The 21,423-nt window shown below is 58.3% G+C and carries 22 protein-coding genes; 12 read left to right on the forward strand and 10 right to left on the reverse strand.

The genetic code is table 11. The features are described 5' to 3' along the window. Nucleotides 1-104: 104 nt before the first annotated feature. Nucleotides 105-875, forward strand: a complete 771-nt coding sequence (locus tag HCG46_RS07880) for an IclR family transcriptional regulator (RefSeq protein WP_023003734.1) — start codon at nt 105-107, stop codon at nt 873-875. 31 nt (nt 876-906) lie between these two features. On the opposite strand, the gene HCG46_RS07885 is transcribed toward HCG46_RS07880, so the two are convergent. The 10 genes from HCG46_RS07885 to HCG46_RS07930 form a co-directional block, all read right to left on the reverse strand. After that, nucleotides 907-2,412, reverse strand: coding sequence for a tripartite tricarboxylate transporter permease (locus HCG46_RS07885; RefSeq protein WP_145903903.1), 1,506 nt, complete (start codon nt 2,410-2,412; stop codon nt 907-909). Between the two features lie 2 nt (nt 2,413-2,414). Continuing rightward, on the reverse strand, nt 2,415-2,855 hold the full coding sequence (locus tag HCG46_RS07890) for a tripartite tricarboxylate transporter TctB family protein (protein ID WP_168685487.1): 441 nt from the start codon (nt 2,853-2,855) through the stop codon (nt 2,415-2,417). A 19-nt stretch (nt 2,856-2,874) separates the two neighbouring features. Further along, entirely contained in the window at nt 2,875-3,261 is a 387-nt protein-coding gene (locus HCG46_RS07895; protein WP_023003740.1) for a 5-carboxymethyl-2-hydroxymuconate Delta-isomerase, read from the reverse strand. 76 nt (nt 3,262-3,337) lie between these two features. After that, a complete protein-coding gene (locus HCG46_RS07900; protein ID WP_168685489.1) occupies nt 3,338-4,309 on the reverse strand; it encodes a tripartite tricarboxylate transporter substrate binding protein in 972 nt (323 codons plus the stop codon). A gap of 20 nt (nt 4,310-4,329) precedes the next feature. After that, on the reverse strand, nt 4,330-5,217 hold the full coding sequence (gene prpB, locus HCG46_RS07905; RefSeq protein WP_023003744.1) for a methylisocitrate lyase: 888 nt from the start codon (nt 5,215-5,217) through the stop codon (nt 4,330-4,332). 223 nt (nt 5,218-5,440) lie between these two features. Continuing rightward, nucleotides 5,441-6,202 carry an HpcH/HpaI aldolase/citrate lyase family protein gene (locus HCG46_RS07910; protein ID WP_168685491.1) on the reverse strand — a complete coding sequence of 254 codons (762 nt, stop codon included), beginning with the start codon at nt 6,200-6,202 and terminating at the stop codon, nt 5,441-5,443. Between the two features lie 5 nt (nt 6,203-6,207). Next, nucleotides 6,208-7,008 carry a 2-oxo-hept-4-ene-1,7-dioate hydratase gene (gene hpaH / locus HCG46_RS07915; RefSeq protein WP_055661126.1) on the reverse strand — a complete coding sequence of 267 codons (801 nt, stop codon included), beginning with the start codon at nt 7,006-7,008 and terminating at the stop codon, nt 6,208-6,210. After that, complete coding sequence (locus HCG46_RS07920; protein WP_077293353.1) at nt 7,002-7,880, reverse strand: fumarylacetoacetate hydrolase family protein; 879 nt, start codon at nt 7,878-7,880, stop codon at nt 7,002-7,004. The genes hpaH and HCG46_RS07920 overlap by 7 nt, the downstream gene beginning before the upstream one ends. A gap of 1 nt (nt 7,881) precedes the next feature. After that, nucleotides 7,882-9,339, reverse strand: coding sequence for an NAD-dependent succinate-semialdehyde dehydrogenase (locus HCG46_RS07925; RefSeq protein WP_353621814.1), 1,458 nt, complete (start codon nt 9,337-9,339; stop codon nt 7,882-7,884). Between the two features lie 629 nt (nt 9,340-9,968). Further along, on the reverse strand, nt 9,969-11,000 hold the full coding sequence (locus HCG46_RS07930; RefSeq protein WP_168685492.1) for a LacI family DNA-binding transcriptional regulator: 1,032 nt from the start codon (nt 10,998-11,000) through the stop codon (nt 9,969-9,971). A gap of 579 nt (nt 11,001-11,579) precedes the next feature. Between HCG46_RS07930 and HCG46_RS07935 the strand changes: the two genes are divergently transcribed. From HCG46_RS07935 to HCG46_RS07985, 11 genes are all read left to right on the forward strand, one after another. After that, nucleotides 11,580-12,872, forward strand: a complete 1,293-nt coding sequence (locus HCG46_RS07935) for an amino acid ABC transporter substrate-binding protein (RefSeq protein ID WP_023003759.1) — start codon at nt 11,580-11,582, stop codon at nt 12,870-12,872. Between the two features lie 72 nt (nt 12,873-12,944). Beyond that, nucleotides 12,945-13,688, forward strand: a complete 744-nt coding sequence (locus tag HCG46_RS07940; protein ID WP_023003760.1) for an ABC transporter ATP-binding protein — start codon at nt 12,945-12,947, stop codon at nt 13,686-13,688. After that, nucleotides 13,688-14,416, forward strand: coding sequence for an ABC transporter ATP-binding protein (locus HCG46_RS07945; RefSeq protein ID WP_168685494.1), 729 nt, complete (start codon nt 13,688-13,690; stop codon nt 14,414-14,416). The genes HCG46_RS07940 and HCG46_RS07945 overlap by 1 nt, the downstream gene beginning before the upstream one ends. An 11-nt stretch (nt 14,417-14,427) precedes the next feature. Then, entirely contained in the window at nt 14,428-15,306 is an 879-nt protein-coding gene (locus HCG46_RS07950; RefSeq protein ID WP_152505456.1) for a branched-chain amino acid ABC transporter permease, read from the forward strand. After that, on the forward strand, nt 15,306-16,343 hold the full coding sequence (locus tag HCG46_RS07955) for a branched-chain amino acid ABC transporter permease (protein WP_168685496.1): 1,038 nt from the start codon (nt 15,306-15,308) through the stop codon (nt 16,341-16,343). Before HCG46_RS07950 ends, HCG46_RS07955 begins: the two co-directional genes overlap by 1 nt. A gap of 17 nt (nt 16,344-16,360) precedes the next feature. Continuing rightward, nucleotides 16,361-17,155, forward strand: a complete 795-nt coding sequence (locus tag HCG46_RS07960; protein ID WP_168685498.1) for a glutathione S-transferase family protein — start codon at nt 16,361-16,363, stop codon at nt 17,153-17,155. A 9-nt stretch (nt 17,156-17,164) separates the two neighbouring features. After that, the gene (locus HCG46_RS07965) at nt 17,165-18,091 is read left to right on the forward strand and encodes a dioxygenase (RefSeq protein WP_168685500.1); all 927 of its coding nucleotides are present in this window, start codon (nt 17,165-17,167) and stop codon (nt 18,089-18,091) included. After that, on the forward strand, nt 18,088-18,834 hold the full coding sequence (locus HCG46_RS07970; protein ID WP_168685502.1) for an SDR family oxidoreductase: 747 nt from the start codon (nt 18,088-18,090) through the stop codon (nt 18,832-18,834). The genes HCG46_RS07965 and HCG46_RS07970 overlap by 4 nt, the downstream gene beginning before the upstream one ends. A 3-nt stretch (nt 18,835-18,837) precedes the next feature. Beyond that, entirely contained in the window at nt 18,838-19,716 is an 879-nt protein-coding gene (locus tag HCG46_RS07975; protein WP_168685504.1) for a 3-keto-5-aminohexanoate cleavage protein, read from the forward strand. Nucleotides 19,717-19,755: 39 nt separating this feature from the next. Next, nucleotides 19,756-20,760: a zinc-binding alcohol dehydrogenase family protein gene (locus tag HCG46_RS07980; RefSeq protein ID WP_168685506.1), complete on the forward strand. Its 1,005-nt coding sequence runs from the start codon at nt 19,756-19,758 to the stop codon at nt 20,758-20,760. Nucleotides 20,761-20,772: 12 nt separating this feature from the next. After that, complete coding sequence (locus tag HCG46_RS07985; protein ID WP_168685508.1) at nt 20,773-21,120, forward strand: cupin domain-containing protein; 348 nt, start codon at nt 20,773-20,775, stop codon at nt 21,118-21,120. Nucleotides 21,121-21,423: the final 303 nt, after the last annotated feature.

The raw sequence follows: 21,423 nt of genomic DNA on the forward strand, positions 1-21,423 counted from the left end.
GCCCTTCATTTCAATGGACCCGTGTGCCCTCATGCAATACCACTCTACTAGGACATTCGGTCGAATTAGATTTTAAACACATACGATTATAGAGACTTACGAGGATGACTGCAGGAACACAAAGCATCGACCGCGCAGCGATGCTGCTCGATCTTGTCGCGGGTGGGCATCCCGACGGTGTTCCCTTTGCGGACATACTCGCAAAGTCCGGCCTGACCCGGCCGACCGCCCGGCGGGTACTGCAAGCGCTTATCGAACATGGCTTCGTCGACCAGGATGCGGAAAACCGCCGCTTTTTCCTCGGCTCCAGAATTTACGAACTGGGTCTGCTGGTCTTCCCAGCCTATGACCTGCAAGATGTTTGCAAGCCGGAACTCGAACGTCTGGTCGAGGTAACGGGCGACACCGTTTTCCTCAATCGTGTCGTCGGTGACAAGATGACCTGCATTGCCCGGGAAAGCGGCGCGTTTCCCGTGAAGGCGTTTGTTCTGGACGTCGGGGTTCATCGCCCGATCGGGCTGGGCGCCGGTGGCATGGCTGTCCTTGCCGCCCTTCCGCCTGCAAAAGCCGAAGCGATCCTGGACAGAAACACCGGCGACCTCAAGGAGTTCTCCGGTGGCGTCACGAAAATCCGTGAAATGGTCGAACTGGCAAGAGAGACCGGCTACATCGACAGGGTGTCGGACGTTGGCGTCAGGACCGTCGCCATGGCAATCCGCGACAGTGCCGGCACACCCTTTGCGTCAATCAGCGTTTCCAGCATCATGGCGCGCATGACCGGCGAGCACCTGCAATCGGTACTCGCCATCATGGGGGAGGAAGTCGCGAAGATCAGCGCCAAGCTGTCGAAGATGCGGCCGATAGGAAGAGCCTGATCCGGCCGCGCCTTCCGATTGACCCAGGCTGTTAATCGGCAACGGGATTTTCGGTTTTACGCTTGATCCGCGACCAGAGCAGGTTGAGCAGCGGCAGCACGATGATCAGGATCGTGATGCAGTGGATCGCGATGGCCGTGCTGGATCCGAGAAGATAACCGAAGTCTCCTCCTGAAATCATCAAGGCGCGGCGCAGGTGCTCCTCGAGCATCGGCCCCAGAACGAACCCGATGAGCAACGGTGCGGGGGAATAGTCGTAAAATCGCAGGATCGCCCCGATAACCCCCATCAACAACACGGCCCAAACGTCGAAAGTCGAATTCGCAACGCCGAAGACACCAGTGCAGATCAGTGCAATGATCACGGGAAACAGGAACCGTCTCGGCACGGCAACCAGTCGCGCCCAGACCCCGATCAGCGGTACGTTCAACACCAGCAGCAACACGTTGCCGATCCAGAAGCTGGCGACCAGGCCCCAGAACAGGTCCGGGTGATCGACCACCAGCTGTGGTCCGGGTGCGATGCCGTGGATCATCAAGGCGCCCAGGATGATCGCCATCGTGGGCGTTCCGGGAATACCAAGCGTCATGGTCGGAATGAAGGCCGTCTGGGCGGCCGCGTTGTTGGCAGCCTCAGGTGCGGCGATCCCGTTGATCCGTCCAGTGCCGAATTCTTCCTTCTTGCCGCCCACGGACCGTTCCAGCGAATAGGCCAGGAAAGAGGAAATCGTGGGCCCTGCACCGGGCAAGGGCCCCAGGATGCCACCAACGGAGGCTCCGCGAAGGATCGAAAACTTGATGCTCTTGAGTTTGCCGAAAGCGAGAAACATGGAGCGGGCAGAAATGGCGATCGGTTTCCTGTCACCCTGGTCATCCCTCAGCTTGTTGATGACCTCCGGGATGCCAAACAGCCCCATAGCAACGGCGACGATCGACAGCCCGTCGAGAAGGTTTGCATAGCCCATGTCGAACCGGGCAACGCCGCTGTTGAGATCAAGGCCGATGCTGCCCAGCAGCATGCCGATGAAGACCATCGCAACGCCCTTGAGCGCCGAGCCGCCAACCGCAACCGATCCGGCAACGAGCCCCAGCAGCAAGGTCGCGAAATACTCCGCCGGTCCGAAGGAGAGCGAGAACTTCACGATCAACGGCGACAGGAAGACCATGGCCAGAATGCCGAAAGTGCCGCCACTCAGCGAGGAGATCTGCGCTGTCAGCAGGGCAAGACCAGCCTCGCCCCTTTTCGCCATCGGGTAACCGTCCAGCGTTGTGATCGCATTGGAAGCCGTGCCCGGCAGATTGAGAAGGATCGATGCGATGGAGCCACCATATTCGGCCCCGTAATAGACACCGGCCAGCATGATGACCGCGGTCGTCGGCTCCAGATAGAAGGTGACCGGCAGCAGGATCGAGATCGCCGCGATCGCGCCGATACCTGGAAGAACACCGACGATATTGCCCAGCAGAACACCTGCGAAACAATAAAAGAGATTTACCGGATGCAGTGCGACCGTAAACCCTGAGAGGAAATCCATCATGATCAGAACCCGGGGAAAAGCCTGAGAGGCATGCCGAGGCCCAGAACGAATGTGAGCCACAGGAAGGCAGAAACGCCGATGGAGAGCAGCACCGTTTCCAGCCATTTCATGCGCGGAATGACGAGCGCCAGCACCGAAATCGCACACAAGGTGGTGAGTGCGATGCCGAGCCGTTCGATCAGCAGAGCGTAGAGTGCGATGGAGGCAACGACCCCGCAGAGGCCGAGCCAGGGGAATTGCCTTGGAAGGGTGACGTCACGAACGACGTTGACGACCGCGATCAGCAATCCGAAGACAATCGTCAAGGCACTCAAGACGACCGGGAACATTCCCGGCCCCATGTTGCGCGGCACGCCCATGTCGAGATCGCGGGAAGCGTAGAGGAAAACTGCACCTACGAGCGCGACCAGCAGCCCGTCCTGTGCCTTGAAGAGAGCCTTCATCCCATCCTCCAGAAAACCGTCAGCTGGCTTTCAAGTGTTTGTGCAGGTTGTTCATCTTGTAACTGTAAGCACTCGGGATCTCTTGCATTTCCATTGCGTATGCAAGCCGGGCACGGTCAGCGAGAGGCTTCAGATGCGACGAAGTCCGATCAAAGATCAAGTCTGCCGCCTCCTGTTTGGTCTGCGCATCCCTGCCTTCACCGATGCGAAGGGACAAGTGGACGAACCCGTTGTCCGGGTTCATGTCACCGACCAGGCAATCGTCAATGCGGGTGATGCGGATGCGGATACCCGCGATCGGGAAGATACCGGCTTCCGTCATGGCGGCGTGGACACAGCGGCCAAAAGTTTCGACCTCGGTCTGATCTGCAATATTACCGGAATATTCGATCCAGGCGTGCGGCATGGTTCCATCCTTGAAAGGGCGAGCCGAAGCTCGCCCGGTAGGTTCAATTGTTGCGAAATGGAAGTTCAGGGAAAGGTCACTTCGGCTCGATGCCGGCGTCCTTGATTTCCTGGCCCCACAGGTCGACCTCGGAGGCGATGAATTCTGTCGTCGCCGTAGAATCCAGGCCACGCCGGGACGGCGTTACACCGATGCTTTCGAGTTTCGCCTGCACGTCCGGATTGGCAATGGTCTTGTTGAAGGCATCGCTCAGAACGTCCAGACGCTCCTGGGGGACACCAGCCGGAGCAACGACACTGTACCACCCAACCACGTTGAAACCGTCGAAACCGAGTTCATCTGCCGTTGGCGTGTCGGGCAGCGCGGCGTAACGGTCCGTGCTCGTGACGAGGATCGGCTTCAGGGCACCGCTCTCAACATGCGGCAGGACCGAAACAGGACTGCTGATCATGGCATTCACACGGCCGGCCAGGATATCGGAAATTGCATCTCCGGAACCTGAATAGGGAATATTGGTGAAGCTGAGATCTGCCTGCCGGGCCAGCAAGCGCGCCGCCAGAAGCGCCGCGCTGCCTCCGTTTGCCATGGTCAGGTTTTCCGTGGCGGCCGCGGCAAAGCCTTCATAGTCGGAGATTTCGGAATCCCCCGGCACCGTGACCACATAGGGCGACTCGGAGATCACCGCGATCCCCGAGAAGTCTTCTTTCGAGTTGTAGGTCGCCGACTTGAAAAGCGACGGGTTCAGCGCAAGCGTCGCCTGGATGCCGAACAGAATGGTATATCCGTCAGCCTCTGCCTGTTTCGCCAGAAGCGTGCCGACCGTTCCGGACGCACCCGGACGGTTTTCGACGACGACAGGCTGCCCCAGGTACTCCTTCATGTTGTCGGCAACAATCCGGGCCGTAGTGTCTGTCCCCCCTCCAGGCGAATACGGCACAATCAGGCGGACCGGCTTCTCCGGAAACGCGTCCTGCGCGATAACCGGAGCCGCCACTGTGAGCGCCAAGGCGCCCGCTGCGATTGACAACAAAGTTCTCTTGGTGAGCATTCTTTCCTCCCTTTGCTCAATTACTTCCGACTTTGGAACAACTCGTCGATCTTCCTTTCGTAGTCGTGGTAGTTCAGGAAGTCGTAGAGTTCCTCGCGCTTCTGCATGATATCCAGCACACCGGTCGCCGATCCGACCTCACGAATATGCTTGTAAACCTTCAAGGCTGCCGCGTTCATTGCGCGATTCGCAGACAAGGGGTAGAGCGCCGCTGAAACACCGACGCTGCGCAGCTCGTCCAGAGTGAAGTTCGGCGTCTTGGAAAACTCGGTAATGTTGGCGAGAACCGGATACGGCGTGTCGAGCGCATCGACGAAAGCCTTGTACTGCGACAACTCCGTGCAGGCTTCTGCGAAGATCATGTCGGCGCCAGCCTCGACGTAGGCACAGGCCCGGTCGATCGCACCGTTCAGGCCCTCGATGGCCAGCGCATCCGTGCGGGCAACAATGAAGAACTGATCGTCGGTCTTTGCATCCACGGCTGCCTTGACGCGGTCAACCATCTCCTGCTTGGAAACGATCTCCTTGCCCGGACGGTGACCGCACCGCTTGAGCTGGACCTGATCTTCCATGTGCATGGCACCGGCGCCGTCCTTGATCAGGCCGCGCACAAGGCGCGCGATGGTGAAGGCACCGCCGAAGCCGGTATCGACATCAACCAGGACCGGCAGACTGCTTGCATCCGTAACGCGGCGGAGATCCGTCAGCACGTCACTCAGGTTCGTGATGCCGAGATCGGGAAGCCCGTAGGATGCGTTCGCGACGCCTGCACCGGCAAGATAAAGAGCCTTGTAGCCCACGCGCTCTGCCATCATCGCCGTGTAGGCGTTGATCGACCCCATGACCTGAAGCGGATTTTCTTCCTTCAAGGCCTGCCGGAACCGTGCGCCTGCCGAAAGTGTCGTCATTATGAACCTCTCATTTTTGACTGATCATAATATGATCATTTTTTGAAGTCTTTATTTGATAAAGATCATATTATGGCTTTTTTCAAAGTCAATACGTTATTTCCCGATGATTTCGAGCCGCCTCAGCCGCAGAAAACAGCCAAAAACAAAGGCCCGCCGCGCTTTCACGCAACGGGCCTACCTGTTCATAATATGGTCACGCCCGGCCGTAACCGGGAAATGATCAGGGAAACGCCTGCCTCAATTCCGCAAGACCGCGGGCAAAGACACCGACATCAGCCCCAACGGCCAGAAACTCGACACCCATGAGTGCATAACGTTGCGCAAGTTCACGATTGGACGTCAGGATACCGGCAGGCTTTCCCGCGGCCCTGATCCGCGAAAGGGCCTCAACCACGACCGCTTGCACAGGAGCCGCTTCGGGCTTGCCGACATAGCCCATGTCCGCGGCCAGATCCGCTGGCCCGACAAAGACGCCATCGACACCTTCAACCGCCAGTATCTCGTCCAGCGCATCAATGCCCTTGCAGCTTTCGACCTGGACAAGCAGACACACCTGCTTGTTTGCCGTGTGCAGATAGTCGGTGATGCGACCATAGTCCGATGCCCTTGCCAGGGCCGCGCCGACACCGCGCGCCCCCTCCGGCGGATAACGGACCGAGCCCACGGCTTCCTGCGCCTCCGCTGCCGTTTCGATCATCGGCACCAGAATTGTCTGCGCCCCGATATCCAGCATCTGCTTGATCAGGGCACGGTCATTCTCGCGGACACGAACCACCGGATGGCTGCTGCCGGAGAGAACCCGCAGCTGCGCCATGATTTCGGCAAGCCCGTTCGGCCCGTGTTCGGCATCGATGACGAGCCAGTCGAACCCGGCTCCGGCGCAAATTTCCGCGGCGCCGGGATGTGCCAGCGCCATCCAAAGGCCAATCTGGGTCTCCGGCTTTGCAAGCCGCGCCTTGAAGAGGTTTTTCGCTAAGGTCATGACGATCACGCAAATCTGGTGGAGACCGCACCGAACGGTCCGAAGTCGGCCCGGATCGCCGTGCCGGGTGGACATTCGATGGGGCCGATAAACGATCCCGTCAGGACGATCTGGCCGGGTTCGATGCGGTGGCCGTAGCTGGCCATCCGCCGGGCAAGCCAGACGAGCCCCATAACGGGGTCGTTCAAGACAGCCGCACCAAGACCGGTGGCCGTGACCTCACCATCCTGTTCGACGATAGCCCCAACCCAGCGAAGATCCACGTCGCCGGGGTCATGCCGTTGGGCTCCCAGAACCACGCCCGCATTGGCGGCATTGTCCGCCACGGTGTCGAAGATGCGCCTGCGCATTCCCGTCTCCGGATCAGCACGCAAGATGCGGGTGTCCAGGATTTCAAGCGCGGGGCTGACATAATCCGTCGCCGCGATCACATCTTCACGGGACACGTTGCCATCGATTGGCGCCTTCATCACAAACGCTATCTCGGCTTCCACGCGCGGTTCGATAAATCGGCCGCGTGGCACCTGACCGCCATCCGGGAACAGCATGTCGTCATAAAGCACGCCCGAATCCGGCGTATCGATACCGAGTGCGTTCTGCATGACCTTGGATGTCAGGCCGATTTTCCACCCCAGAATGCGCCGTCCGGCTGCCAGTTTGGTCGCAAGTTGCGCCCCCTGTATGGCATAGGCATCATCCAGCGAGATGTCAGGGTAACGCACGCTGAGAAGGCCAGTCTGTTGCCGGGTCGCTTCCGCTTCCAAAAGTTCGGCCGCCACGTCCTGCACCTGCGCGGCACTCAGCATTTTTCGTCCTCAATGCCGTTGCGCAGGATACCGATGCCTTCGGCTTCGACTTCCACAATATCACCCGGCTTCAACCAGCAAGGGGGCTCCATCCTTGCGCCGGCACCTGTCGGAGTGCCACAGACCAGAATGTCGCCAGGCATCAGCTGCGCAAATGTCGAAACGTAATTGACGATATAGGGGAAGTCGAAAATCATTCTCGACGTCCGGTCCTGCTGGCGAACCTCACCGTTGACGCGGGTGACAAGAGCAACATCCTGCAATTGGGCCGGGGAATGCAGCGGGACGAGAGCCGGGCCGATGCTGCCGGTCCTTTCCCAGTTCTTGCCCTGCGTCACGTTGAATTTTGCATGGCGCGTCCAATCGCGGATCGTTCCCTCGTTGCAAAGGGTAATCGCGGCAATATGGTCGAATGCCGTCTCGCGCGGAATGCGACGGCCAGCTTTTCCGATGACGATCGCAATCTCGCCTTCATAGTCCAACTGATCGCTTTCCGGTGGCCGGATCAGTGGCTGGCCATGACCGGTAAACCCGCTCGCAAACCGCGGAAAAAGAGAGGGCCGCATCTGTTGTGCCTGGCCGTCCTTGTACTCTGCGTTCCTGTCCGGGTAGTTCACCCCGACGCAGATGATCTTCTGCGGAGCGGCGATCGGAATCTGGAAGGCGACATCTGCCGCGCGATAGCTCACCGGACGCCCCTCGCCGGCCTTGACCAGTTCCGGCAGGGCGCCGGCGGCAACAACGTCCAGAAGATTGCTGAACCGGGCTTCCAGATTGTCGGTCACGTCGACCAGATCATCGCCTGTCAGGACGCCATAACGCAGGGCGCCTTCTGCCCGAAACGCTGCAATGGCTGGCTCATATGCCGTCATGTCAATTTCCTTCATCGATTCCGCCAACACACAGGTATTTGGCTTCCAGGTATTCATCCAGGCCGAGGCGGGATCCCTCCCGTCCCAGGCCGGATTGCTTGATGCCGCCGAACGGTGCTTCGGCAGTGGAGATCAGGCCCGTGTTTATCCCGACCATGCCGTACTCGAGACGCTCGCCGACCCGCCAACTGCGCGCGAGGTCGCGTGTAAAGAAGTAGGCTGCGAGCCCGTACTCGCTATCGTTGGCAAGCGCGATCACTTCTTCTTCCGTGTCGAAACGGAAGACTGGCGCCACAGGCCCGAAGGTCTCTTCACGTGCGATGCGCATCTCATGGTGCACACCGGTCAGAACGGTCGGCTGAAAGAAGGTGCCACCAAGGGAATGATGCGTTCCGCCCAGTTCAATCCTGGCACCATTGGCAATGGCATCCGAGATATGCGCCTGGACCTTGTCTATGGCTGAAACGTCAATCAGCGGACCAAGGTCCGTATCATCAGCCAGCCCATCGCCGACCTTCATGGTCCGCATCCGCTTCACCAGAGCGGCAACGAATGCGTCGTGAACACCGGACTGCACATAGATGCGATTGGCGCAAACGCAGGTCTGGCCGCTGTTGCGGAATTTGGCCACCACAGCCCCTTCGACGGCGGCTTCCACATCGGCATCATCGAAGACGATGAAAGGTGCATTGCCGCCGAGTTCCAGCGAGATCTTCTTGACGGTGTCGGCGCACTGCCGCATCAGCAACTTGCCGACGTCCGTTGAGCCGGTAAAGGACAGCTTGCGCACGAAGGGACTGGAGGTCATCGCTGCGCCAATCCTGCGCGCGTCCCCCGTGATCACCGTGAAGAGACCAGGCGGAACACCTGCACGCTCGGCGAGTGTCGCCAGCGCAAGGGCTGAAAAAGGCGTTTGCTCGGCGGGTTTGACGATGATTGCGCACCCGGCAGCCAATGCCGGTGCAACCTTTCTTGTGATCATCGCATTCGGAAAGTTCCAGGGGGTGATCGCCGCAACCACACCAACAGGCTGCCTGATCACCAGGAGGCGCTTGTCCCGGGACGTCGCAGGTATCGTCTCGCCGTATATGCGGCGCGCTTCCTCGGCATACCATTCGACGTAGGAGGCACCGTAGAGGACTTCCCCTTTCGCCTCTTTCAAAGGCTTGCCCTGTTCCAGGGTGATGATGCGCGCCAGATCGTCAGCGTTCTCGACAATCAACGCAAACCAGCGCTGAAGCACCTCGGCCCGTGCCTTCGCAGGCTGTGCGGCCCAATCGGCCTGTGCCTCTCTGGCATGTCTGATGGCCAACTCTGTTTCAGTGCCCCCAAGGTTGGGAACATTGCCGAGGCAAGCGCTGGTCGCCGGGTTCATGACGGTAAGGCCCTCAACACCCGCTTCATAGATGCCTTCACCAATACGGACGCTTTCGCAGAGAAGGCTCCTGTCTTTTAACACTGATGCATCTCCCCCTGCTCAGACACTCAATTCAAAAAGTTCATATTGTGGATATATATTCAACAAATCTAATAATCACAATCACATTATGAACTAATTTGTTCAAGGGACGCTTGACTACAGTGTTTTTGGGAAGCCTTGTCGCCGAGAGCAGAAGCTGCGGCTGCCCAACCGCGGCTCGAACCGGCGTTTGAAAGAAGCAGGACGATCCAGCAACCATCGGGTTGCCGGATCGGTCACTTTCGTAAGTATCTGAAAAGACGAATGAATAAGTACCACTAGCCGGGCACAGAACGTTTACACGGCTGTACGGTCCGGCAACGAAGGCGAAAGAACCGAAAGAACATCAACGATCTGGCTCAGCGACCACATTCTGAACCCGTCGATCGGGCACACCAAATGGAAGGAGCCAACAGTGACATGCGGGCTCAAGCAAACCAGGCTCGCGATCAAGGCACCCCGATCGTCCAAACTGAAGCTGACAGGCACTGTCACGAGTGTCGTCCCAGGGGAACGATGTGCCTGGTCGGTAGTCTTTTGGGGTGACTGTTCTTCACCCCAGGGCCGGATGACGGCGCACTTGAGGCTGCTGCGCAAAAATCGCCCGGCCAGCAAAGGTCAGCCGCTCTCTAATGGTCGGTTTCTATCCGACGGACGCTGTTTCGGCATTTCAGGCTGACCGGAAGAACTGTTTCCCTTGGAACCTTGCCGTCACAGCCGTCAATCATCTGAACCAGCAGCCGGGCAGCGGTGGCCCCTGCATCAAACTGTTCTATGCGCACTGTTGTGAGGCCAGGCGGAATGAGATCCAGGAACGGCATGTCGTTGAAGCCGGTGATGGAAATCTTGTCGGGGCACGGATGCCCGTTTCTGGCGCAATAATCCATGGCCCCGAGGGCCAGCCTGTCATTGGCGCACAGAATTGCGGTTGTCTCCGGTGACCGGCTCAATATCTCTTTCGCGCAACGGCGGCCTTCCTCCTCCTCGAAACGGCAGGCTTCCTCGATGACAAGTGCATCGGCTGAAAGTCCGTAGTCCCGGGCAACCGAGCAGAACGCTTCACGACGCAGCAGTCCGGTCGACAAGTCCCGAGGTCCGGCAAGATGCGCAATTCGCCTGTGACCATGATCATGAAGATGATCAAAAATCATGCGGATCCCGGCTTCCTCGTCGTTGATCACATAAGGGATCTCGGCTTCTTCGACCTTTCGGTTCAGCGTGACAACCGGAAGACCCTGGCGCGCCGCTTCCACGATATTGGGATCGCTGCGCAACACAGCCGTATGGATTATGCCGTCCACGCCGCGCTCCTGGAGCGTCTCGGTCAATCGGCGCTCCCGGTCACTGTCACCATCGGTGTTGACGATGATGGAAGCATAACCCAGCGGCTCCATCACACTTTCGATGCCGCGAACGATCGGCGGGAAAATCATGTTGGTGATATCCGGGATCATCACCCCGACCGTCATCGACTTCTGCTTGCGCAAGCTGAAAGCAATCCGGTTGGGCCGATACCCCAGCCTGTCGGCCGCTTGACGGATCTTCACGACAATTTCTTCGGTCAGCGAGCTGCGCTTTTGCGGATCAAGCGCACGGGAAACCGTGGAAACATGAACACCTGTTTCCCGAGCTATATCCTTCAGTGTCGGCCGTCGGCTCATCTTTGCGTCCTCCCACCCTCCATATAGCCGGATGGAGCCCTCTTCGCAATCGATTGCATAAAACTGTTGACACCTCGTTTGTGATCGTGTTACCGATTATGCAATCGATTGCAGAGATTTGGATTTCGCGTTCTGCGACTTGCCTGTAATGGGCACCGCACTGGTACGTGTGGTTCCATCATTGTGGCGAGGACCGACCCGAAGCGGGTTGGACGCGCGAAAGATCTGTGCTTCGATTTGGGACTGTCAGCCTTGGGAGAGGCGTCGGCCCAACGCTCTGAAACACGACACGTGTTTCGGGCGCTATCGATGATTTGGGAGGGAGTCAGACTTTTCCTGTCCGGCACATCCGGATCAGAGCGTGACGATTTTCGTCGCGCATATTATTGCGAATATCTGTGCAATCGATTGCACGATTAAGTTCGATTGCTGAAATGCATGAGGTGATGTGAATGCCGCCCCGATCTCGAACGTGAGCAAGGGGCAAGACGAATGGTTACGGTATGGTGCAAGGGCTTGGGAGGGCTCCACCGCAGATCTACCGAAAAGGATCTGATCTCATCTTCAGGGAGGAAAAAGATGAAACGCATTAATTGGACGGTGGCAGCTCTTGTGTCTGCCAGCATGCTTGCATCTGGCTATACCGGAATGGCTCAGGCGGCTGATCCGCTCAAGATCGGCGCCAGCCTGCCCTTGACCGGTGGTTTTTCGATTGCCGGACAAAAACACCAGCAAGGCTATGAACTGTGTGTCGATCTCATTAACGAGCGCGGCGGCATCATGGGTCGCCAGGTCGAGCTGCTTGTTTCCGATAACAGATCCGACCCGGCAACCGCCATCAACCAGTACGAACGCTTCATCAATGTCGACGGTGTGGAGGCGGTGTACGGAACCTTTTCCTCGCGTCTGTCCTTCCCTGTCGCCAGCATTCTGGCAAAGAACAACATGGTTCACCCGTTGCCGGCCGGAGGCGCGCTGCGCATCTATACGCAGGGTCACAAGAACATCTTCTATTTCCAGCCGAATGCCGCCGAATACGTCGGCGCTTCTCTCGCAGGCATCATCAAGGACCTGATCCCCGAGGGTGAAACACCCAAGACTGCGGCCGTGATATCCGCGGACGACTTCTTCGCAAACGGTGTCTGGTCCGGTCTGATGGGCGAGAAGGTCATGGACCCGGCGGACGGCTCACTGGTGCGCGACCTCGCACCGGGATACCTTGCTGAAAACAACATCGAAGTCGTCTTTTCCGAGCGTTGGCCGGAAGAAGGTTTCAGCGACTGGCTCAACCTTGCCAATCAGGTGAAACGCTCCGGAGCGGAACTGATCATCGGACTGACAGCTTCCGCGGAAGAGGCGGTCCAGTTGACACGCGCACTCAAGACAGTCCGGGCGGAGCCGAAACTCGTCTATTTCAGCCAGGGAACACAGGCTGAATACCTGGAAGGCACCGGTTCAAGTGCAGAAGGCGTCCTGGTTCATACCTCCTGGCACAAGGATGCGCCGTTTCAGTCGACACTGGCCGGCGAACCGTTTTCCAACAGCGACTTCGTTGCCTCCTATCAGGAAAAATTCGGGGCGGTTCCCGATGAAGACGCTGCCATTCCCTTCGCTGTCTGCCAGGGCATCGAGCAGGCAATTCTCGGTGCCGGTTCAACCGACAATGAAGCCATGGGCAAATGGTTGTCGGAGCGCACGAGGGACGAGCCGGTTCGCACGATCCTCGGTCGGTTCAACTGGGATGAACTGGGGCTGCCTGCAGACAAGCCGTTCCTGATGACCCAGTGGAACGATGGCGAACTGCAGTTTGTCTATCCGACGGACGAGTTTGAAGGCGTCAGCGCCCTCACCTACCCGAAGGGTTCGTTCTGACGGATCGAACCGGTCCCGGGCGCGTGGCGCCCGGGAAGCTCTCCTGACATTCCAAGCGCAAAGCGAGTTCCCATGCTCGAAATAGATAACCTGTCCAAGCATTTTGGCGGGATCCGCGCAGTCGACGGCTGTTCGTTCACCGTTCCCAAAGGCAGCATCACGGCCCTGATCGGCCCGAATGGCGCGGGCAAGACCACCGCCTTCAACTGCATAAGCCGGACAACCGAACCCTCGGCCGGCAAGGTTCTTCTTGAGGGCCAACGCATCGAACATCTGCGGCCGCACAAGATCACCCGCATGGGCCTGAGCCGCACGTTCCAGATCAGCCGAAACCTGGCGGACATGACGGTTCTGGAAAACGTCATCTGCCAATCCAGGATCGGCGGCTGGCGGGATCTTTTCAAACCCGCCCTTGGTGCGGAAGAAGTCGAAAAGGCGATGGAAATCCTCGACTTCCTCGGCATTACGCGGATCGCCTACGAGGACGGTTCCAACCTGTCCTACGGACAGAAGAAACTGATGGATCTGGCAGCGCTCCTGATGAGCGATCCCAAGATCATTCTGCTCGATGAACCTGCTGGCGGGGTCAATCCGACGCTGCTTGAGGAAATCATCGGCCACATACAAAAGCTGAACGAACAGGGCCTGACGGTGCTCATCGTGGAGCACAACATGGACCTCATCATGCGCCTGTCTCACAAGATCGTGGTGATGGCCCAGGGCAAGGTCATTGCTGATGGCAAGCCCGAGGAAGTTCGCGAAAATCCTGCTGTTCTCGACGCCTATCTTGGTGGCGTTCTGGAGGAGGCTGCGTAATGAGCGAACTTCTCCACGTTTCCAATGTGACTGCCGGTTACGGCGACGGCCCGGCAATTCTGGACGGAGCCGAGCTTCGTGTCGAACCCGGCAAGGTCCACTGCATCATCGGTCCGAACGGCGCAGGCAAGTCCACTTTGCTGAAGGCCATCTGCGGCATGCTCAAGGTGCGCAACGGCGACGTTCTCTACAAGGGCGAAAGCCTCAAGGGCCTTCGCCCGGACCAGGTGCTTCGAAAGGGAATTTGTTTCGTTCCCCAGGAGCGCGCTCTGTTCCCGAAAATGACCGTGCGGGAAAACATGCGCATGGGCGGCTTTTCCATGGGCGACAAATCCGGTCTGGAAAAACGCATCGACGAGATCGAGGAGCTCTTCCCGATCCTGAAGGAGCGCCGCGACCAGCACGCAGGCACGATGTCTGGAGGTCAGCAACAGACCCTGGCCATGGCCCGCACCATGATCCTTAAGCCGGACATTGTCATGCTGGATGAACCGTCGCTCGGACTGGCGCCAAAGATCGTCCAGGAAATGTTTGCAATCATGAAGATGATGGCCGCAGAAGGCATCACGATCCTTCTCGTTGAACAGAACGCCTTGATGGGATTGAAGAATTCCGACCAAGGCGTCGTTCTGGACCTGGGACGCACCCTGTTTTCCGGTCCTGCGGACGACGTCCTGCGCGACCCGCGGATACAGGACCTTTATCTCGGCGGCAAGAAGGCAGCCTGAGGAGGGCAACCATGGCTGATATTATTCAAACTCTCATTCTGGGCCTTGCTCTTGGTGGTGTGTTCGCCCTCATGGGATCCGGGCTCAGTCTCGTATTCGGTGTCATGCGCATCGTAAACCTGGCGCATCCGGTGCTGATCATCGCCGGCGCTTACGTCGCCTACTGGGGTTTCCGGCTCTACGGCATCGACCCCTTGATGATGCTGCCCGTGGCGATCGTCATTCTGGCCGCCATAGGTGTGGTGCTTTACAAGCTGGTTTTCGAACGGGAAGCACGCTCGGCCAAATATTCGGAAATGACGGTCCTGCTCACCTTCGCAATCGCGATGATTGTCGAAGGGGCACTGGGAGGGTTCTTCTCGAACACCCAGCGTGTGACGTCTCCGGATTACGCGACCGATGCGATCTTTATCGGTGATGTCTTCATTCCGACCGGCCAGCTTTATGCGGGCATTCTGTCGCTGATCATCATTTCCGTGCTGGCGCTTTTCCTGAAGTATTCCAGTTTCGGCTACGCCATCCGCGCGACCACCCAGAACCGCGAAGCGGCTGAACTGCTGGGGGTGAATGTCAACCGCGTTGCCCTCGTCAGCTTCGCAATCGGCATTGGTCTCGCCGGGGCGGCTGGCTGCCTTGTCTCCTTCGTCTTCTCGTTCTTTCCGGCAAAACACTGGGAGTGGATCGCGGTCCTGATGTCCCTGGTGGTTCTCGGCGGCATGGGCTCGCTGCTCGGCACGGTCGTCGCATCTTTCCTGTTGAGCGTGATTGCCGCCTTCGTCGGCACCTATGTCGGAGCGACATGGTCGACCATGACCTTCTTTCTCGCCCTGTTTCTCATCCTTCTCGTTCGGCCCCAGGGGCTGTTCGGTGAAAAACCGGAGCTTGCATAATGTCCCTTGCTTTCAACGAGACGTCCAACGTTCTGCAGGCCCGGGCCGAGCACAACGAAAAGCTTGCACGGCGCGCCGACAGGACACGGGCCACCTGGTTTCCGATCGTCCTTCTGGCCCTCTTGCTGGCGGTTCCGGCACTGCAATTTGTCGGCAACTTCAACTATGTGATCCACCTCATCCTGTTCACGGCCTGCTATGCGGTCATGGCATCGGGCTGGAACATTCTTGGCGGTTTCACGGGTTACATCTCGTTGGGACACAACGTCTTCTTCTGCATTGGCGGCTACTTTGCCGGAATGCTGCTGGCACGCTTCGGCATCTCGACGCTTTTGACGGCACCTCTGGCAGGCCTCGTTTGCGCTGCTGTCGGCTATCTGATCGGTCGTATCACGCTCAAAACGCGCGGCCCGAGCTTCATCATTTCCTCGCTGGCGCTGGTGATGATTGCCCGCATCCTGTTTGACAACTGGCACTTTGTCGGTGGGGCCAATGGCGTCGCCCTACCTGCCAACGACCTCAGTGTGGAATGGGCCAAGCTGCCGTATTACTACGCCTTCGTCATTCTGGCGGCGCTGACCGTCTTCATCAGCTACAAGATCAAGCACTCGAAATTCGGGCTCGGGCTGCGCGCCATTTCGAAGGACGAGATCAAGGCCGAGAGCGCAGGGATCGATACCCGCACCTACAAGACGCTCGCCTTCGCCATCTCGGCAGCCTTTGTCGGCATGGCAGGCGCTATCTGGGGTGAATATCTCACCTACATCCGTCCGAACATCTTCCTGATCATTCTTGTCAGCGTGAACATGGTTCTGATGTGCATTCTCGGCGGCAAGGGCACGATCGCGGGCCCGGTCATCGGTGCAGTCCTGATTGTCGCCTTCAACGAGATCTTCGTCGCAACTCTTGGCTCTTCGGAATTCAACATCCTGGCAACCGGCCTGATCATGGCGCTGGCGCTGATGTTCTTTCCCCTCGGCATCGTTGGGACCCTGGCAGCGAAACACCGCCTGCCCCGCTTCCTGAACTGGGACTGAGAGAAAGGGCTCAACCGATGGGTTTCGTACTTTACAACGCGCCTCAATCCACCTGCTCGCAGCGTGTGCGCTTCTCCCTTCACGCAAAGGGACAGGCATTTGAAGAAAGAAAGCTGGACCTCTTCAGTGGCGACCAGCTCAAGCCGGATTATCTGGCGATCAATCCCAATGGCGTGGTTCCGACCCTCGTGCATGACGGGGTCCCCGTGACCGATAGCGCCGTCATCATGGAGTATCTGGAAGACATATTGCCGGACACATCCCCGATGCGACCGTCTGCTCCTCATGAGCGTGCAAGGATGCGGGCGATGTTGCGCTTCATCGATGAAGTGCCGACACCGGCGATCCGCGTACCATCCTATAATCTTGCCTTCCTGCCGCATTTTCAGGCCATGAGCGCAGAAGAATTTCAGGCGCTTTGCGACAGCAAGCCGTTGCGCCGCGAGTTTCTCATGAACATGGGCCGCACCGGTTTTCCGAAGGCTGACATGGACGAGGCGCAGGGACGCCTGGACAGGGGCGTGGACCGAATGAACCAGTGGCTCCTGGAAGGAGGTGGCCCCTGGATCATGGGACAGACCCTCACCTATGCCGATATCGCCATCATGCCGGTCATTGTGCGCATGGACGACATCAACCTGAGTGATGCCTGGGCAGACAAGCCCATGGTCGCGGCATGGCTGGATAACATTCGCAAGGAGCCCGCCTTCAGGGCCACCTATTACCACGGCTCCTTGCTCACCGAAAAATACCCGCACCTGAAAGCAGCCAGGGTCGACCAGGCCTTACATGCGACAGCGGCGTCCGCCTGAGGGAACGTCATGGACAGCTACGTTACGACTACAAGACTGATCAGCAAGGAAGAGGATGTCACCCCTGCCGTTCTGGCGGCCATGGAGGCGACAACGGATCCGCGTTTCAAGGAAATCATCACCTCTCTCGTCCGGCACCTGCATGCCTTCCTGCGGGAGGTTCGCCCGACCGAAGCCGAATATGAAAAAGGCCTGCAGATCCTCAATGCCATAGGCCGGCAGACCGACAACGCCCACAACGAAGCGGTTCTCATCTGCGACGTTCTCGGCGCCTCGACACTCATCGATCTCATCAACAATGACGGCATGCAGGGCGAGACGATGTCAGCCTTGCTTGGCCCCTTCTATCGGGGATCTGCACCTGACTGCGAGTTTGGCGACACCATCGCACGGTCCACCACGTCGGGAGACCCGCTGGTTCTGAAGGGCCGTGTACTGGACGTGAATGGTGAACCCATTGCCGGGGCAACGCTTGATGTCTGGCAGGCATCCCCGGATGGACTCTACGAGAACCAGGACAAGGACCAGGCCGACTTCAATCTGCGTGGCAAATTTGTTTCGGACGAAAACGGCAACTACCTCATCCGCACGGTGAAACCGGCCGGTTACCCGGTTCCCGTTCACACCACTACGGGAGACCTGTTGAGGGCACAGAAACGGACACCCATGCGTCCGGCGCATGTCCATTTCATAGTGTCCGCGCCTGAACACAAGACACTCATCACCCAGATTTTCGCCGATACGGACGAAGCGATGGTGAACGACGTTGTGTTCGGTGCGAAGGAACAGATCGCGGGTGATCTGGAACTCCGGGAAACACCTTCAGCCGAATATCCCGACGTTGCCGCCCCCTTCTACACCTGCACCTATGACTTCATCCTGAAGCCAGGCGAACCCCGTTTCCCCGAACCGCCGATCAAGGGGAAAGTGTCTTGAGCCAGTCATTGAAAGGGAAAGTCGCCGTTGTCATCGGGGGCTCCGGCGGAATAGGCGCAGCATCTGCCAAACTGTTCGCAGAGGCGGGCGCGCGTGTCGTCGTCGGATATCGCTCCAGCGAAGACAAGGCGCGGGCAGTCGTCACGGCACTCGAAGGCGACGGCCATCTTGCGCTGAAAGTCGATGTCATCGACACGCCAAGCATTGAGGCCTTCAAGGAGGAAATCGCGAGCAGACTTGGGCGGGTCGACATTCTCGTGAATTCGGCGGGCACCACGACGCCGGTCGCTCACAAGGATCTGGATGGACTGACGGACACCATCATCGATGAGGTTTTCGCCTCCAATTTCCGGGGGGTGTTCGCGTCCATTCGCGCCTTTGCCTCCCTGCTCAAGGCGAGCGGCGATGGTGTCGTCATTAACGTGTCCTCGATCGCGGCCTTCAAGGGCTTCGGTTCTTCCATCGCCTACTGCGGCGCAAAGGCGGCACTCGATTCGATGACCCATACGCTTGGCCTGGCACTTGGACCGGAAGTCCGGATCCTCTCCGTGTCTCCAGGAATGGTTGCGACGGATTTTGTTCCAGGCAGAACACGGGAACAGGTCGAAAAGGCAGGTGCAGCGACCCCATTGCAAAAGGTTGTCGAAGCCGAGGATGTCGGCAAGGCGATCTTTGCGTCCGTTGCCTACCTCACCCACTCCACGGGCACGCGCATCGTTGTCGATGCCGGGCGGGGGCTTTGAACCATGGTGCATAAAACCATCATCACCTGCGCCGTGACGGGAAACCTGACCACCCGCGACCAGCACCCTGACCTGCCGGCAACGCCTCAGGAGATTGCCGATGCGTGCCTTGAGGCTGCCGAAGCCGGCGCCGCAATTGCCCACATTCACGTGCGGGATCCGGAGACGGCCAAGCCATCGATGGAGATCGGCCTGTATGAAGACGTTGTCAGGCTGATCAGGCAGAAGAACACTGATCTGATCCTCAACCTGACGACAGGTCCAGGCGGCCGTTTCGTCCCCTCCGATGACGATCCTTCGGTCGCCGGCCCGGGAACGACGATCCTGCCTCCAGAAAAACGGGTGGAACATATCGCAAGGATCCGTCCTGACATCTGCACACTGGATTTCAACACCATGAACTCGGGTGCGCAGGTTGTGATCAACACACCTCGGAATGTGCGCGTAATGGCTGAAGTCATCCGCGACAGCGGTGTGAAACCGGAACTGGAACTGTTCGACACCGGCGACATCGTCATGGCCAACGATTTTCTGAGGGCCGGACATATCGAAGGTCACGCCATGTGTTCGCTTGTAACGGGCGTGAAATACGGCCTGCCTTCAACACCGGATGCCATGTCCATGGCTTCCCGAATGTTGCAGCCCGGCACGGTGTGGACCGGCTTTGGTGTCGGCCGATGGGCTTTTCCGATGCTGGTGCAAGCCTGGCTGCTGGGTGGCCACGTGCGCATTGGCATGGAGGACACCGTCTATATCGGCAAGGGCAAACGGACAAAGGGCAATGGCGAACTGACCGCCAGAGCCCGTGACTTCATTGAGAAACTGGGAGGCGAAATCGCCACTGCAGGCGAAGCCAGGCAAATGCTTGGCCTCCAGCAGTAAGCGCGCCGCAACAAAGTGAAAAGGACGGGGACAAGAGCCATGAACGTTCAAAGCAAGACAGTCACCGGCAAGGCCCTTTGGGTGACGGAGAAGTCGCCGGATCTGGACAATCTTCTGATCGACGTGATCGAACCGGCAATACCACAGCACGGGCCGGGTCAGGTCCTGGTTGAAATCAAGGCAGCTGGTGTAAATCCTTCAGACGTGAAGGCGTCTCTCGGCCATATGCCGCATGCGGTTTGGCCAAGAGTTCCCGGTCGTGATTTTGCAGGCGTTGTTGTTGATGGACCAGCACATCTGATCGGAAAGGAAATCTGGGGAGGAGGCGGAGAACTCGGCATCACTCAAAACGGTTCTCACGCCAAGTATATGGCCTTGCCACAGGCCGCCGTCCGCGAAAAACCGGTCAATTTTACCATGGAAGAAGCCGGCTCGATCGGTGTTCCCTTCATAACCGCCTTTGAAGGTTTGCGGGAAGCTGGCGGCGTCCAGCCATGGGACAATGTCCTGGTTTGTGGGGCCAACGGCAAGGTCGGACAGGCTGCAATCCAGCTTGCGACGATGGCAGGCGCAACAGTTTTCGGTGTCGAATACAAGCCCATGGAATTTCTCGGCCATAGTGCGCAACCCATCGAAATGTTCGACAGCTCTTCTCAGGACGTCGCTGAACTGGTTCGCGAAAAGACCGGGGGGCGGGGCGCTGATATCGTCTTCAACACCGTCGGAAGCCCCTATTTCGAAATGGCCAACAAGGCGCTTGCAAAACAGGGGCGTCAGGTCTTCATCTCCACGTTCGACAGGGCGGTAGACTTCGACATCTTCACGTTTTTCCGCGGGCGTCACAAGTTCATCGGTATCGATACATTGGCGCTCGACAGTGTGTACGGCGCGAAGATCTTCGACGTGCTCAAGCCGAAGTTCGAGGCCGGTGTTCTGAAGCCCTTCCCGATCAATCCGGAAGCCGTCTACGGATTTGAGGACGCCGCCAAGGCCTACGCTTCAGTTCTGCGGGCAACGCCTGAGCGGGTTATCCTCAAGCCTTAGAAGGAAACGCACATGCAGGTAACCCGCATTGACAGCGCGCAGCAATATGAGGCGCCGGAACACGACGCGATGGCGTGCCTTCGTCTTCAGGGAAAGGAGGCAACGTCAACGCACTCTATGTGGGTAGGCCTGTCCCATCTTCTTCCTGGAGGCCACACGTCTCTCAAGGCGTCCCCACAAGAGAAGATCTATGTGGTCATTTCCGGCCAGGTCACGATCACCAATGGAAATGAAGTGGTGACCCTTGGACCACTGGATTCCTGCGTCCTTGCTCCAAATGAACCAAGAGCTCTCGAAAACAGAACAAACCAACCGGCCACCATCCTTCTGGCGATGGAGGAAACAGCCAAAAGTCTCTAGAAGGCCTTTGGGTTAACCGGTCTTGGCTCTTGTTTCAGTGGTCCGTTAGGTTGGTGTCTGTGTGAACAGGCTTTTTATTTGGGCCTGTCACCGGCTTTGAGAGTATTCTGCCCCGCTGCGCCGTTCTTTCGCCCTTCCCCCATCATACATAACAAAAACCCCGGTCAGTTTTTCTGCCGGGGTTATTTGTTTGTTTCGGTATTTGGGTTTGAGCGTTTTTGTGCCAGTGCGTCGGGCATAGCGCTTTTTGTGGGAGCGCTGGTCAGTTTAAAATCTGTATCCGTTACCAACAAAAAACCCGGC

This window comes from Labrenzia sp. PO1 (assembly GCF_012273635.1).
Classification (GTDB): Bacteria; Pseudomonadota; Alphaproteobacteria; order Rhizobiales; family Stappiaceae; genus Roseibium; species Roseibium algicola.

Bases quoted from the DNA above. Each gene is read 5' to 3' on its own strand.
- HCG46_RS07880 (WP_023003734.1), top strand. From the start codon at position 105: ATGACTGCAGGAACACAAAGCATCGACCGCGCAGCGATGCTGCTCGAT.
- HCG46_RS07885 (WP_145903903.1), bottom strand. From the start codon at position 2,412: ATGATGGATTTCCTCTCAGGGTTTACGGTCGCACTGCATCCGGTAAAT.
- HCG46_RS07890 (WP_168685487.1), bottom strand. From the start codon at position 2,855: ATGAAGGCTCTCTTCAAGGCACAGGACGGGCTGCTGGTCGCGCTCGTA.
- HCG46_RS07895 (WP_023003740.1), bottom strand. From the start codon at position 3,261: ATGCCGCACGCCTGGATCGAATATTCCGGTAATATTGCAGATCAGACC.
- HCG46_RS07900 (WP_168685489.1), bottom strand. From the start codon at position 4,309: ATGCTCACCAAGAGAACTTTGTTGTCAATCGCAGCGGGCGCCTTGGCG.
- prpB (WP_023003744.1), bottom strand. From the start codon at position 5,217: ATGACGACACTTTCGGCAGGCGCACGGTTCCGGCAGGCCTTGAAGGAA.
- HCG46_RS07910 (WP_168685491.1), bottom strand. From the start codon at position 6,202: ATGACCTTAGCGAAAAACCTCTTCAAGGCGCGGCTTGCAAAGCCGGAG.
- hpaH (WP_055661126.1), bottom strand. From the start codon at position 7,008: ATGCTGAGTGCCGCGCAGGTGCAGGACGTGGCGGCCGAACTTTTGGAA.
- HCG46_RS07920 (WP_077293353.1), bottom strand. From the start codon at position 7,880: ATGACGGCATATGAGCCAGCCATTGCAGCGTTTCGGGCAGAAGGCGCC.
- HCG46_RS07930 (WP_168685492.1), bottom strand. From the start codon at position 11,000: ATGAGCCGACGGCCGACACTGAAGGATATAGCTCGGGAAACAGGTGTT.
- HCG46_RS07935 (WP_023003759.1), top strand. From the start codon at position 11,580: ATGAAACGCATTAATTGGACGGTGGCAGCTCTTGTGTCTGCCAGCATG.
- HCG46_RS07940 (WP_023003760.1), top strand. From the start codon at position 12,945: ATGCTCGAAATAGATAACCTGTCCAAGCATTTTGGCGGGATCCGCGCA.
- HCG46_RS07945 (WP_168685494.1), top strand. From the start codon at position 13,688: ATGAGCGAACTTCTCCACGTTTCCAATGTGACTGCCGGTTACGGCGAC.
- HCG46_RS07950 (WP_152505456.1), top strand. From the start codon at position 14,428: ATGGCTGATATTATTCAAACTCTCATTCTGGGCCTTGCTCTTGGTGGT.
- HCG46_RS07955 (WP_168685496.1), top strand. From the start codon at position 15,306: ATGTCCCTTGCTTTCAACGAGACGTCCAACGTTCTGCAGGCCCGGGCC.
- HCG46_RS07960 (WP_168685498.1), top strand. From the start codon at position 16,361: ATGGGTTTCGTACTTTACAACGCGCCTCAATCCACCTGCTCGCAGCGT.
- HCG46_RS07965 (WP_168685500.1), top strand. From the start codon at position 17,165: ATGGACAGCTACGTTACGACTACAAGACTGATCAGCAAGGAAGAGGAT.
- HCG46_RS07975 (WP_168685504.1), top strand. From the start codon at position 18,838: ATGGTGCATAAAACCATCATCACCTGCGCCGTGACGGGAAACCTGACC.
- HCG46_RS07980 (WP_168685506.1), top strand. From the start codon at position 19,756: ATGAACGTTCAAAGCAAGACAGTCACCGGCAAGGCCCTTTGGGTGACG.
- HCG46_RS07985 (WP_168685508.1), top strand. From the start codon at position 20,773: ATGCAGGTAACCCGCATTGACAGCGCGCAGCAATATGAGGCGCCGGAA.